Source organism: Terriglobales bacterium, assembly GCA_035651995.1.
Classification (GTDB): Bacteria; Acidobacteriota; Terriglobia; order Terriglobales; family Acidobacteriaceae; genus DASRER01.
Genome location: DASRER010000020.1, coordinates 248948 through 262733, shown reverse-complemented (window position 1 = coordinate 262733; position 13786 = coordinate 248948). Strand labels below are relative to the sequence as shown.

At 65.1% G+C, this 13786-nt stretch carries 10 protein-coding genes; 4 read left to right on the top strand and 6 right to left on the bottom strand.

Annotated elements, in window-relative coordinates; all coding sequences use genetic code 11:
• Nucleotides 1–45: 45 nt before the first annotated feature.
• Nucleotides 46–819 (bottom strand): C4-type zinc ribbon domain-containing protein, encoded by a 774-nt coding sequence (locus tag VFA60_07055; protein HZQ91533.1) that lies wholly within the window; start codon nucleotides 817–819, stop codon nucleotides 46–48.
• A gap of 274 nt (nucleotides 820–1093) precedes the next feature.
• Between VFA60_07055 and acnA the strand changes: the two genes are divergently transcribed.
• On the top strand, nucleotides 1094–3928 hold the full coding sequence (gene acnA / locus VFA60_07050) for an aconitate hydratase AcnA (protein HZQ91532.1): 2835 nt from the start codon (nucleotides 1094–1096) through the stop codon (nucleotides 3926–3928).
• A gap of 116 nt (nucleotides 3929–4044) precedes the next feature.
• Here acnA and VFA60_07045 read toward each other — a convergent pair whose 3' ends face one another.
• The 4 genes from VFA60_07045 to mfd form a co-directional block, all read right to left on the bottom strand.
• Nucleotides 4045–4932: a 2-dehydropantoate 2-reductase gene (locus VFA60_07045; protein HZQ91531.1), complete on the bottom strand. Its 888-nt coding sequence runs from the start codon at nucleotides 4930–4932 to the stop codon at nucleotides 4045–4047.
• A 97-nt stretch (nucleotides 4933–5029) separates the two neighbouring features.
• On the bottom strand, nucleotides 5030–5725 hold the full coding sequence (locus tag VFA60_07040; protein ID HZQ91530.1) for an amino acid racemase: 696 nt from the start codon (nucleotides 5723–5725) through the stop codon (nucleotides 5030–5032).
• A gap of 207 nt (nucleotides 5726–5932) precedes the next feature.
• The gene (locus VFA60_07035) at nucleotides 5933–6124 is read right to left on the bottom strand and encodes a hypothetical protein (protein HZQ91529.1); all 192 of its coding nucleotides are present in this window, start codon (nucleotides 6122–6124) and stop codon (nucleotides 5933–5935) included.
• Nucleotides 6125–6232: 108 nt separating this feature from the next.
• Nucleotides 6233–9946, bottom strand: a complete 3714-nt coding sequence (mfd, locus tag VFA60_07030) for a transcription-repair coupling factor (protein ID HZQ91528.1) — start codon at nucleotides 9944–9946, stop codon at nucleotides 6233–6235.
• Nucleotides 9947–10061: 115 nt separating this feature from the next.
• Here mfd and hemL point away from each other — a divergent pair, with 115 nt between their 5' ends.
• Nucleotides 10062–11354, top strand: a complete 1293-nt coding sequence (gene hemL / locus VFA60_07025; GenBank protein HZQ91527.1) for a glutamate-1-semialdehyde 2,1-aminomutase — start codon at nucleotides 10062–10064, stop codon at nucleotides 11352–11354.
• A gap of 68 nt (nucleotides 11355–11422) precedes the next feature.
• Here the strand turns inward: hemL and VFA60_07020 are convergent, their stop codons facing one another.
• On the bottom strand, nucleotides 11423–12172 hold the full coding sequence (locus VFA60_07020) for a polysaccharide deacetylase family protein (GenBank protein ID HZQ91526.1): 750 nt from the start codon (nucleotides 12170–12172) through the stop codon (nucleotides 11423–11425).
• A 177-nt stretch (nucleotides 12173–12349) separates the two neighbouring features.
• On the opposite strand from VFA60_07020, the gene VFA60_07015 reads away from it, so the two are divergent.
• Both VFA60_07015 and VFA60_07010 read left to right on the top strand, forming a co-directional pair.
• Nucleotides 12350–13012: a deoxynucleoside kinase gene (locus VFA60_07015; protein HZQ91525.1), complete on the top strand. Its 663-nt coding sequence runs from the start codon at nucleotides 12350–12352 to the stop codon at nucleotides 13010–13012.
• Nucleotides 13013–13138: 126 nt separating this feature from the next.
• Nucleotides 13139–13786: a hypothetical protein gene (locus VFA60_07010; protein HZQ91524.1), complete on the top strand. Its 648-nt coding sequence runs from the start codon at nucleotides 13139–13141 to the stop codon at nucleotides 13784–13786.

Genomic DNA, 13786 nt, shown 5'->3' with positions numbered 1-13786 from the left:
TCTCAGGTGGGACGAAAATTCAAGAAATGTTTCGAGTGGTCGAAATTACGACGCGACCGGCGCCTCGGCGCTGCTGGAGGAGGCGCTGGCGGCGGCCTCCGGCGGCGCCGGCTCGGCGGCCGCTTCGTACCACAGAATGCGCCCGCAGGAGTCGCACATGATCACCTGCTCGTTGCTGGTAACGTCGTTGTACGTCTGCGGACGCAGCATCACGTTGCACGCCATGCACTTGTGGTCGCGCGCCTGCGCCACCGCTGACCCGCGCAGCTTCAAAACACGGTCGTAGTGCGCCAGCACGCCCGGGTCCATCCCTTTACGCAGCTCATCGCGCTTGGCATTCCACACCGCCAGCTGCTTTTCGTCCTCGGCGGTAATCGCCCGCGCGGCGGCCTTTTCCTTTTCGATCTCGGCGGTCTCGGCCTTCAGTTCGGCCTCGGCGGCCCGGGCCAGTTTGTCCTGCTCTTCGGCGCCGACCATCAGCTCCAGGATCCTGTCTTCGGCCTCGCGGATGGCCCGCTCGGCAAACTGGATCTCGTGTAGCAGCGCCCTGTACTGCTCGTTGGTCTTCACCTCGAGCGACTGGTCGCGATACTTGGAGATCTTCTGCTGCTGCCCCTGGATGTCGGCCTCGTGCTTGCGCCGCTGCGCCTCGCCGTTCTTGATGGCCGCCCGCGCCGCTTCCAGGTGCGCCTTCGACGCGGCCAGTTTCTGCTCGATCGCCGCCACCCGCGCCGGCAGCGCCGCCACCTCTTGCCGCAACCGCGCAATCTCGCGGTCGGTGCGCTCCAGTTCGATGGCCCGGGCCAGGTCGGGGTTCATGGGGACGCCTGTGAGGAAAGAGCTATCTGCTGATTGTAGCACCGTTGCAGCAGGCCGCTGTGGCGTGCGCCGGTAGCCTCACTGCGTGGTCTGCACGGCGTCCGGCGGCAGGAGTACGAAGTTGACTGCGCGTTGTTGCTTTTTCCCTGCGGCTCACTCAGCCCTAAGCCAGTCTTCGAAAAATGACCTGCAATGCTCTGCGTCCTCCGCGCCTCTGCGGTGAACTGTTCGAAGCGCGGCGTTACAATACGAAGTTTCCCAGGAGACCGCCGCGATGAACAGCTTCAACAGTCGCGCCACGTTGCGCGTCGGCAGCCGCGAATACGACATCTTCCGCCTCGACGCCCTCGACAAGCAGGGCCTCTCCACCCGCCGCCTGCCGTTCTCCATGCGCATCCTGCTCGAGAACCTGCTGCGCAACGAAGACGGCCGCTCCGTCAAGCGCGAAGACCTCGAATTCCTCGCCTGCTGGGACCCCAAGGCGCCGCCCTCGCGCGAAATTGCCTTCAGCCCCAGCCGCGTTCTGTTGCAGGACTTCACCGGTGTCCCCGCCATCGTTGACCTGGCCGCCATGCGCGACGCCATGGTCGCGCTCAAAGGCGACCCCAGGCTCATCAATCCCATCCAGCCCGTTGAGCTCGTGATTGACCACAGCGTCCAGGTGGACGCCTTCGGCACGCCCGACGCCTTCCGCGTCAACGCCGAACTCGAATTTCAGCGCAATCAGGAGCGTTACGCCTTCCTGCGCTGGGGCCAGACCGCCTTCCGCAACTTCAAAGCTGTCCCGCCCGACATGGGCATCGTCCATCAGGTCAACCTCGAGTACCTGGCGCGCGTGGTCTTCACCCGGCCGCCGGAGAACGGCTCGCGCCCGCTCGCCTATCCCGACACGCTGGTCGGCACCGACTCGCATACCACCATGATCAACGGACTCGGCGTGCTCGGTTGGGGTGTGGGCGGCATCGAGGCCGAGGCCGCCATGCTCGGGCAGCCCGTCAGCATGCTGCTGCCGCACGTGGTCGGCTTCCGCCTCACCGGCACGCTGCGTGAAGGCTCGACCGCGACCGATCTCGTCCTCACCGTCACCGAGATGCTGCGCAAGCACGGCGTTGTCGGCAAGTTCGTGGAATTCTTCGGACCAGGACTGGCTAAGCTGCCGCTCGCCGATCGCGCCACCATCGGCAACATGTCGCCCGAGTACGGCGCCACCTGCGGCATCTTCCCTATCGACAATGAAACGCTGCGCTACCTGCGCATGACCGGACGCAGCCCGGAGCAGGTCGCGCTCGTCGAGGCCTACGCGAAAGAGCAGGGCCTCTTCCACGACGAGAACACGCCCGCCGCCGACTACTCGGAAACGCTCGAGCTCGACCTCGACACCGTCGAGCCCAGCGTCGCCGGCCCCAAGCGCCCGCAGGACCGCGTGGCGCTCTCCGCCGCAAAACAGTCGTTTGAGATAGCCCTGCCCTCGCTGGTCAAGCCCGCCGCGCCGCAGAAGAACGCGTTGCGCATCGTGGGACGCATGGAGGGCGAGGGCGGACCGGCCTCGTCGGTCGCCGTGGCAGAGGCTCCCGAGCCGCCCAAGCCGATCGGCGAGCTGCACGATCTGCGCAACGGCAGCGTCGTCATCGCCGCCATCACCAGCTGCACCAACACCTCGAACCCGTCGGTCATGATCGCCGCCGGCCTTCTCGCCAAGAAAGCAGTCGAGCGCGGACTCAAGCCGCCCAGCTGGGTAAAAACGTCGCTCGCGCCCGGCTCGCGCGTGGTCACCGAGTACTACAAGCGCGCCGGCCTCATGCCCTATCTCGACGCGCTCGGCTTTGGCGTGGTCGGATACGGCTGCACCACCTGCATCGGCAACTCCGGCCCGCTGCCCTCCGTGGTTTCAAAGGCCGTCGAACAACGCGACCTGGTTGTTGTCTCCGTGCTGAGCGGCAATCGCAACTTCGAAGGCCGCATCAACGCCGAAGTCCGCGCCAACTACCTGATGTCGCCACCCCTCGTCATCGCCTACGCGCTGGCCGGCGACATCAACACCGACCTCACCCGCGAGCCGCTCGGCGCCGGCAAAGACGGCAAGCCGGTCTTCCTGCGCGACATCTGGCCTTCGCAGCGCGAAGTGGCCGACACCGTGCAGCAGTGCATCGCCTCCGACATGTTCCAGAAGAACTACCAAACCATCTTCGCCGGCGACGAGCAGTGGCAGAGGCTGAAAGTGCCTCAGGGCGAAACCTACGCCTGGGAAGGCGGCTCCACCTACATCAAGCGCCCGCCGTATTTCGACGACATGAAGCCCGAGCCCGCGCCGGTGCGCGACATTCGCGGCGCCCGCGTGCTCGCCAGGCTGGGCGACTCCATCACCACCGACCACATCTCGCCTGCCGGCTCCATCAAGCCGAAGAGCCCCGCCGGCCAATACCTGATCGCGCACGGCGTCGAGGTCAAAGACTTCAACTCCTACGGCTCGCGCCGCGGCAACCATGAGGTCATGGTGCGCGGCACCTTCGCCAACGTCCGCCTGCGCAACAAGCTCGTGCCGAGCCTCGAAGGCGGTATGACCAAGCACCTGCCCGACGGCAAAGAGATGACCATCTTCGATGCCTCCGAGATTTATCGCGGCGAAGGCGTGCCGCTCATCATTCTGGCCGGGAAAGAATACGGATCAGGTTCGTCGCGCGACTGGGCCGCCAAAGGCCCGCTGCTGCTCGGGGTGCGCGCCGTTATCGCCGAGAGCTACGAGCGCATCCATCGCTCGAACCTGGTGGGCATGGGCATTCTTCCGCTTCAATTCCTGCCGGAGGAAGACTCGGAATCGCTCGGCCTCACCGGCGAAGAAACCTACGAGATCCTCGGTATCGAAAAGCTTTTGACCGACTTCACGCAGGAGCGGCGCGTGCGAGTTCGCGCCACCAACAAGGACGGCGCCTGTGTCGAGTTCCAGGCCATCGTGCGGATCGACACGCCGCAGGAAGTGCTTTACTACAAGCACGGCGGCATCCTGCACTACGTCCTGCGCCAGCTCCTCGCCGGACGCAAACCTCAACCTATCGCCGCCGGCGGCATCTCCACCGTCGCGGACCCAGGCACGGGCAGCATCGTGACGTAGCCAAACGGCGTTTCACTCCAAGGACACAAGAGTCGCACAAAGGGATGGCGGACCGGGCCCTTTGTGTTTCCTCCATGTCCTTCGTGTGAAAGGTTTTGATCCGCGCCAATCCGCGTTCATCCGCGGTGAGATTTTTCCTGAATTGCGCGCACCATCTGCTCGCACGACGGCGTCTCCACACCGTGCTTCTTTCCGCCGCGCAGGATCGGCCCCGCGATGGCGTCCAGCTCCGGCGCTCGCCCGGCGCCAACATCCTTCTGCATCGAGCTGCGCATACCAGCAGGCAGGGATTCCGCCGTCGCCGTGATCTTCGCCGCATCGACCTTCGCGCCTTCGGCTGCGGCCACCGCGCACGCTTCCTGGATTGCCATGTACAGCCGCGCCGACCACTGCGCGTCACCGCGCACCTCGCCGACGGTCTTGCCCGACGCCGTCGTTGCCAGCGCGATCGGCGCCAGGAAACAGAGCTTCGACCACAAAAGCGTCGTTTCGTCCGCGACGAACTGCGCCTCCACGCCTGCCGCCGCCAGCTTTGCCCGCGCCGGTTCCAGCCGCGAGGCGCCGGAAGCTGTTATGTTCAGCCGCACCCACGGCGAGCGCTGCACAATCTGGCCCGCCGCCGTGCGTTCGGTCTCGACGGCGATTGTCGCTGCCACCACGCGCTGTTTCCCGAACCTCTCGCGCAGCAACGCCACATGATCAATCCCGTTCAGCAGCGGAACCACGGCGCCGATCCGCTCCGCCGGTGTGCGGACACGCCGCAGCGCGTCGTTCAACTGAGGCGCTTTCGTCGCAATCCACAGCACGTCAACCGGCTCCTCCAGGGTCGAAACGCCGCGCACCGGCGCCGTCACCGCTCCCGTCGGCCGCTCCAGGCGCAACTCAGCCGGATACCCAGCCAGTGTCTCCGGCCGCAGCACCAGCACCACTTCATCGCCGGCCGCGGCAAGCAACCCGCCAATCAGTCCGCCAACCCCACCTGCGCCAAGCATCGCGTGTTTCATCCGTCGCTCCGCTTATTGATTGTCGGGTCATCGGGCCATCGGGTCATTGCGATAGCGACTGAATGGCCCGATGACCCGATGGCCCGATGATCAATCGTTACGAAACCAGCTCCGCCACGATGCTCGCCACGTGGATCTTCGTCGTGTCCAGCGCGGGCATGCCCAGGTCAACGCCGCGCAACAGCAGTGGCAATTCCGTCCCCCCGAAGATCAGGCCGTCAAGCCGGTCGCGCCCACGCATTCTCAATGCGATCTCCACGAAACGATCGCGCGTTTCCGGCAGGAATTTCCCCGGCACGAGTTCGTCGAAATACTTCTGATGGATCCATGCCACCTCATCGCCCAGCGGCGGCACAATCGCCATGCCTTCGCGCGCGAACACCTCGGGATAGAACTTCTCCTGCATCGTGAATCGCGTGCCCAGCAGCCCCAGCCGCTTCAACGCCAGCGCCTTCGCCTCCGCGCGCGTCGCCTCCACAATGCTGATCAGCGGAATCGGCGACTGCGCCCGCACCTGGTCAAAGACAACGTGCGCCGTGTTGGCCGACAGCACCCCAAAGTCCGCGCCTGCGACCGCCAGTCTGTGCAGCGAACGCACCAGATGTCCGCCCATTTCCTCGAAGCGTCCGGCCTCGGCCAGGTCGCGCAGCTCCTTCAGGTTCAAGCTGTCAATCAGGATGTGCGGGTCGCTCCCGTCGGTCACCCGCTCACGAAAGCCGGCGAGGACCTGCCGGTAGTAATCGACCGTGGACTCGGGCCCGATACCGCCAACGATGCCGAGGGTTTTGGCCATGGCTTTCCACACTTCAGTGATGTGCGTTGGATTCCTGGGCCGCGTCCGCGCTTCAGAATACTCGTGCAGATCGTTGTCGGACCGACGCAGGGTGAGATGCCTTCTGCCACCTCGGCCAGCAGAAAGGGCGGGCTCAGGCCCGCCCGGGAAACACTCCATCAACGGAAAACATGACCGTCCCGCAAGCCGCAATCGCCAGACGCTGGTTTAGCCGGCCGATAATGGCTGCCCTGCGCCGAGCCGTGCCACCAGCCGCTCCAGCAACTCCTCCTCAAGTTTCAAATCGTGTTTGAAGGGACCAGCCTCGGTTCGGTAGATCTCCTGCCGCAAAGTGCCCCGGTAATCTTTCAGAATCCTCAGAAGCAGCGCTTGTTCTTCGGAAGAAAGCTCCAGTTGCACGGCTGACCTCCCGCCCCTGACTAAAGTCTAGCTCCCGAGCAGGGCCGGTTCCACTTGGGGTGGCAAACCTTGGAACGGCGGCGTGGAGACGCCCATCCTCGAGGGGACCTACACCGCCACCGCCACGCCGGCCAACTCGTTCAGCAACTCGCGCAGCCGCGCCAGCACCTGGTCCGCCCGCGTGGTCTTCAGGGCGAACGTGAGCACACCCTGCGGCGTAAACTGTGCTCCGCGCTCGCCCGCGACGAACCTGGCCAGCCGCTCCAGATCCACCGCCGCTTTCCCGCTGAACTTGATGGAAACCTGGTCGCGCTTGCGATCAATCGCGGCCACGCCCACGCGCTGCGCCAGCAGCCGCAGCCGCGCATACTCAAACAGGTTCCCCACCGGGCGCGGTGGCTCCCCATACCGGTCCTGCATTTCGGCGATCACATCGGCGAGTTGCAGCTCGTTCTCGACGCCGGCCACGCGCTTGTACATGCGCAGCCGCTGGTTTTCCTCTGCGATGTACTCGCCCGGGATGCGGATGTTCAGCCCGAGGTTGAGCTGCGTCTCCGCCTCGATGGCAACTTCTTCGCCCTTCAGCTCGCGGATGGTGCGATCGAGCATCGCCGTGTACATCTCGAAGCCGACGGCATCAATGTGCCCGCTCTGCTCGCCGCCGAGAAGATTGCCAGCGCCGCGCAGCTCCAGGTCGAGCGCCGCGATCTTGAATCCCGCGCCCAGGTCGCTGAACTCCTTCAGCGCCGCCAGCCGCCGCCGCGCGATCGGCGTGAGTTCCACCTCCGCCGGCACCAGCAGATACGCATACGCGCGCCGGTTCGAGCGTCCCACGCGCCCGCGCAACTGGTAGAGCTCGCTCAACCCGTGCCGGTCGGCGCGATTCACGATCATGGTGTTGCATAGCGGAATGTCGAGGCCGTTCTCGATGATGGTGGTGGCCACGAGGATGTCGGCTTCGTGGCGAATGAAGCTGAGCATCACTTTTTCCAGTTCGCCCTCGCTCATCTGGCCGTGGCCGACCAGAATGCGCGCGCGCGGAACGAGTTCCTGGAGCTTGGCCGCGATCTCGTAAATGCTCTCCACGCGGTTGTGGACGAAGTACACCTGCCCGCCGCGCTCCAGCTCGTGCTCGAGCGCCGAGCGGACCAGCGCCTCGTCCCACGCCGCGACCACCGTCTGGATTGCAATGCGGTCTTTCGGCGGCGTCTCGATCACGCTCATGTCGCGCAGCCCCACCATGCTCATGTGCAGCGTCCGCGGAATCGGCGTGGCCGACATGGTGAGCACGTCCACTTCCTTCTTCAGCTGCTTCAGCCGCTCCTTGTGCCGCACACCGAAGCGCTGCTCTTCATCCACCACCACGAGCCCGAGATCGTGAAACTTGATGTCCTTCGAGAGCAGCCGATGCGTGCCGATCAGAACGTCCACCTGCCCGGCCTCGACCTTCTCCACGATTTCCCTTTGCTGCTTCGCCGAGCGGAAGCGCGAGAGCATCTCGATCTTGATGGGAAACGCCGCCATCCGCTGCTTGAACGTCTCGAAGTGCTGGAAGGCGAGCACCGTCGTGGGCGCCAGCACCGCCACCTGCCGGTTGTCGCTCACCGCTTTGAACGCGGCGCGCATCGCGACTTCCGTCTTGCCATAGCCAACATCGCCGCACAGCAGACGGTCCATCGGCTGCGGCGACTCCATGTCGTGCTTCACATCCACGATCGCGGTGAGCTGGTCTTCCGTTTCGTTGAACTCGAACTGGTCTTCGAACTCGCGCTGCCACTCCGTGTCCGGCGGAAACGCGTGCCCCTCGGCCGTTTTGCGTGCGGCGTAGAGCTTGAGCAGCTCGTCGGCCATGTCCTTCATGGCCTTCTTCACGCGCGCCTTCGTCTTGGCCCACTGCCCGGTGCCCAGCCGGTTCAACACGGGCTTGGCGCCCTCCGCCGAGCGATACTTCTGCACAAGATCGAGACGCGTCAACGGCACGTACAACCGCGCGCCTTCGGCATACTCCAGCACCATGAACTCGACGTTCGCCCCCTCCGGCTGCGCGATCTCCTTCAGCCCCTGGTACTGCCCGATTCCGTGCTCCACGTGCACCACGTAATCGCCGACCGCGAGATCGCGGAAGTCGGAGAGAAACGCCGAAGTCTTCGACTTGCTTCGCTGCGGCCTCTGCGCCACCGCCTCCGACTCGTCGAACAGGTCGCGCGAGCCGAACACCGCCAGCGCCGCGTCGGGCAGCGCCACGCCGTCCGGCACGTAAGCGCGCACAATCGTCGCCGCCGCATAATTCCCCGCGAAGTATGAGGTTTCTTCGACGTATGTTTCGCCAGGACGCGGCGCGCGCGTCCCCAGCCGGAACGGCACGCCGTATTCGGCGAAGATGTCGGCCAGCCGCTCCACTTCGCCCATGTTCGCCGCCGCGATCACCACGCGCGTGCCCGCCGCCGACAGCTTCTTCACTTCCTCGGCCATCGCCGCCACCGAGCCGTGAAACCGCGGCGTGGTCTGCGAAGTAAACTGGATGCTGTTGCCTTGAAGGGGCGCGGCTTCAACCGCGCCGTCATGGCCGCCACTTTGGATTGGGGCTTCAGCCCCGGTCAACAACCGAGGGTGCCCCACCCCTTCGCCATCCGTTGTCGAAGGGTGGGGATCTTGACCGCCCGCGCCCGATGCGCCTTCGTCCGTGTCCATCCGCGGGAAGGAAGTTTCGGCAGACCGCACCAGCCCCAGCTGCTCCAACTCCACTCCGCCGCGTCGCGCAATCTCGTGGCGCAGCGTTTCCGGCTGCAGATACAGTTCCTCTGGTCGAGCCAGCGCGCCCACGCCGCTGCGCTCGTGCGTTTGCTCCAGCCGCTCCCACCAGCCGTCGAGTTCACGCTGCACGTCGTCGGGCTCATCCACCAGCGCCAGCGCGTTCGGCAGCATCTCGAAGACAGTGCGCGAATCGCCCAGGTAGGCCAGCGGCGCATACAGCTCCCATCCGGGAAAAATGCTGACGCCGGCTTCGCGCACCGACTGCTCCACAATCTCTTCCGTTCCGGCGATGCGCCGCCCCGACAAGCGCGCGTGTATCGCGCCCAGCGTGGCTTCCTCCACCGGCGTGGGCGTCAGCGGCAGCAGCGCAGTTTCGTCCAATGGCGCCGGAAGCGAGCGCTGCGTTCCGGGATCGAACCTCCGAATGCTCTCTACTTCGTCGCCGAAAAGCTCCAGGCGCACTGGACGCTCCGCCTCGGGCGGATACACGTCCACAATCCCGCCGCGCTGCGCGAACTCGCCCGGCATCTCGACCACGTCGGTGCGTGTGTACCCCGCCATCGCCAGTTGGCCCAGCATCTGCTCGGCGTCCACCGACTCGCCGCGCCTTACCACGCGCGCCAGGCCGCCGTAGAACTCCGGCGCGCGGAAGCGCATTGCCGCCGCCCGCGCCGGCACAAGCACGATCTGCGCCTGGCCCATGGCCATCTTCCACAGTGTGATCGCCTGTTTTTCCTGGATCTCCGGATGCGGCGAGAGGTTTTCGTAGGGCAGGACGTCGTGCGCCGGCAGCGCCACGACCGCCGACGGATCGCAGCCGCCGCTGAGGTCGGCGAACGCCTGCACCGTCGGCAACATCTCGTCGGCCGCGCGGTTGTCAGCCACCACAACGATCAGCGGCTTCCCCGCAGCATGCCGCAGCATTGGCAGCAACAGAGTTTTTGCGCTGGGTGTGAGTCCAGACAGAATGATCCGCCCCGCGCCGCTCTTCAGGTGGGAGGTGGCACGCGCAAAGGCCGGCAGTTTTTCCACGTCCGCGAACAATTCGCGGACGAACGGCAGGACCATGTCTTCTCTTCGATTGTAAATGCTGAATACGGGACGCAAGCAATCAGCACTCAGCAAGCGATCGATGCTGAAATCCGTGTTCATCCGCGTTCATCCGCGGTAAGGTTTTACGTTGATGTCTCGTCAGCGCCAAAGGTCCCGTGCGCTCCAGCGCCGCGCCGAGCGCGTCCTGCCCGGCGGCGTGGATTCGCCGGTGCGCGCTTTCCGCGCTGTCGGCGGCGAACCCGTCTTCATCGCCCGCGGCGAGGGCTCCCGCGTGTGGGACGCCGACGGTAACTCCTACATCGACTACCTTGGCTCCTGGGGCCCGCTCATTCTTGGCCACGCCGCCCCGGGCGTCGTCGAGCAGATCATCGCCGCCGCGCGCAACGGCGCCAGCTTCGGCGCGTCGACCCAGCTCGAAGTCGAACTCGCCGAGTCGGTGCTGGCCGCTTATCCGAGCATGGAGAAGGTCCGCTTCGTCTCCAGCGGCACCGAAGCGACCATGTCGGCCATCCGCCTGGCGCGCGCCGCGACCAATCGCAAGTTCATCGTGAAGTTCGAAGGCTGTTACCACGGACACGGCGATTCGCTGCTCGTCAAAGCCGGCTCGGGCGTGGCCACGCTCGGCATTCCTGGCTCCGCCGGCGTGCCGGAAGAAGTGGTGCAGTACACGCTCGCCCTGCCCTACAACGACCGCGCCGCGGTCGAGCGGGCCTTCGCCAGATTTCCCAGGCAGATCGCCTGCGTGATCGTCGAGCCGGTTGTCGGCAACATGGGATGCGTGCCGCCCAGGCCCGGCTACCTGCAATTCCTGCGCGAGATCACCGCGCATGACGGCGCCTTGCTCATCTTCGATGAAGTAATGACCGGCTTCCGCCTCGCCCTGGGCGGCGCGCAGCAGTTGTTCGGCATCCGCCCGGACCTCACGACGCTGGGAAAAATCATTGGCGGCGGACTGCCCGTCGGCGCCTACGGAGGGCCAGCCAGATTCATGGATCAGGTGGCGCCCCTCGGGCCCGTCTACCAGGCCGGCACGCTGAGCGGCAACCCGCTCGCCATGGCCGCCGGCCTCGCCACGCTGCGCGGCCTCGCCGACGATCCGCAGATCTACGGCCGCATGGACGCGCTCGCCGCCACTCTCCTGGAGGGCGTACTCGACGCCGCGCGCACCGCCGGCGTTCCGCTCGTCGCCAACCGCGCCGGCTCCATGTTCACCTGGTTCTTCACCGGCTCGCCCGTGACCGACTGGGCTTCAGCCGCACGCTCCGACACCGCCCGCTTCGCCAGGTTCCACCAGGCGATGATGCACGCCGGCATCTACTTGCCGCCGTCGCAGTTCGAAGCCGCATTCCTCAGCGGCGCGCACACGGAAAAAGACATCGCAGAAACTCTCGCCGCCGCCCGCGAGGCCCTGCAAACGTTGTGACACCTACCGCCGAGGCACAGAGACACAGGGAAACCGAAACAGGTTGGCTGCTAACAGCTCCAGAGTGATTACTCGTGGCCTGCTCTGTGCCTCTGTGTCTCTGTGGTGGACGTTGCTTTCATTTCCCCAACGCTAACAAACTCATACCCGCCATCCCGCAGCCGCGGAATCAGCGCATCGGTCGCCTTCACCGTGTTCCCCCGGTCCCATTCCATCCCGCGGTGGCTGCCATCGTGCATCAGGATGACGTCGCCCCCACGCAAGCCCCGCGACACTTTCTCCTCGATCGCGCGCGCGTCCAGCACCCAATCGCGCGAGCTCACGCGCCAAAGCACCGGCTCCATACCCAGGGCGCGCACCACCGCCAGAACATCCGGACGCCGCCCGCCAAACGGCGGACGGAACCATCGCGAGTGCTCGCCCACCGCATCGCGCAGCGCCGCGCGACACTGCTCCAGCTCCGAGCGCACCCGCGCCGGCGAGCACCCGATCAGGTTCGGATGACGGAAGGTGTGGTTCCCAATCTCGTGTCCCGCTTCCGCCACCCGCCGCGCAATCTCCGGACGCGCCGCCACGTAGCTGCCTATCATGAAGAACGTCACTCGCGCGCCGTGCTTCGCCAGCACGTCCAGCAGCGGGAGGGTGCAACGGTCATTCGGGCCGTCATCGTAGGTCAGCGCAATGAATTTGCGCCCGGCCACATCGTCGCGCCCGATGAACGTCCGCCCAAACAGTTGCGAGCGTGCATCCATCGACGCCCATCCCAGCGCCGACGCCGCCGCCACTCCGCCCAGCGCGCCCAGTGCGGCTCCTAGCATGCGGAGATTCTAAATTGAACATCGGGCCATCGGGTCATCTGGCCCTCGAGCCCAGGAATGACGTCGAGAAATTGTCGGCTCAATAACTCAATGAGCCGATGACCCGATAACCAATGAAGCAATTGTCCCGCGCCGCACTCCGTACTATGCTCCACCACGTCGGGCGACCCGTAATCCATGGCGAACCTCTTCGAGCTTCCCCACTACATCGCAATTGAAGGCCCGTTGCGCGTCGGCAAGAGCACGCTGGCGCAAATCATCGCCGAGCGCCTTCATGGACAGCGCGTCGCCGAACCCGACCGCAATCCGTTCCTCCGCGCCTTTTACGACGGCGAGCCTGGCGCCGGTTTCCAGGCGCAGTTTTCGTTCCTCATCCAGCGCTACGAGCAGCTCAGCGCCCTCGATCTGCGCTCGCCCAAGACCATTGTTGCCGACTACATCTTCGAAAAAGACAAGCTCTTCGCATGCATCAACCTCAGCGACGCGGAACTGGAGATTTACAACCGCTACTACAGCCTGTTTCGAACTCAACTCCGCACGCCCGACCTGGTCATCTATTTGCAGGCCACTCCAGAAGTCCTCAAGAAGCGCCTGCGCAAGAAAGGCGCGCCCGGCGAAGCCGCCATTTCCGACGATTACATAGAAGAGGTCGCGCGCGCCTACGAGCACTTCTTCTTCCATTACACGGCTTCGGACCTGCTCGTGGTCAACACCACCGACATCGATTTCGTTGACCGCCACGAAGATTTGCAGGAACTTCTCCGCCGCCTCACCGAGCCCATCAAAGGCACGCAGTACTTCCTGCCGTTGGGGTCGGACGACAAGGCAGCGAGCGCCTAAGAGCAGCGTTCGGCACTCAGCATTCAGCCCCCGAACGGCTTTCGGCGAAAGTGCGAACGGTTTTTGCCGGGATGCGCGAGGGCTGAATGCTGACCGCTGAGTGCTGATTGCTAAAATATCGGCGCGATGTTATCCGCCAATCCACTCTACGTCACCCTCTCCGGCTTCCCCGTCCGCATCGCGCTCGAATGGCCGTTCCACCCCTCCACCAGCGGCGCCGACTGGTTTTCGCTCCACGGACGCCTCACGCTCGACGACGGCTCGGGCCTGCACGCCGACGTCGCCGTGAACCTCACCCAGATCATTAAGGAAGCGCTGCCCTCGCTCGCTCCCGAGCACGCGCTCTCCGCCGTCGTCAACGCGCTCCGCAAAGAACTCGACACCAAGCAGCTCGAGCTGCTCAAGAGCGGCAAGCGCCAGCCCGTCCCCGTCTCCAGCCGCCACTACGACTTCAGGAACAAGAAACTGATCTTCGCCCAGGCTTCACCCGACGACATTTACGCCTTCCTCCGCCGCAAGACCTACTGGACCGCCATGCGCGACAATGCGCCGGCAATTCTGCTCGATCCGATTGACCTGGAGTATCTGAACGCGAGCCGCGACCAGTTTCAGCAGGCCGCCCGCCGCCTCGCCGATGAGGGACTGGTCACGCTCTCCGGCGGCGACCGCGCCGCCGCGATGCCAAGCCTGCTCGAGATGAAAGCTGAAATTGAAGGTGAGAAGGACGCGGCGCTGAAGGCCCTGGAAGCCAAGCACGCCTACGAGAGAGCGTAA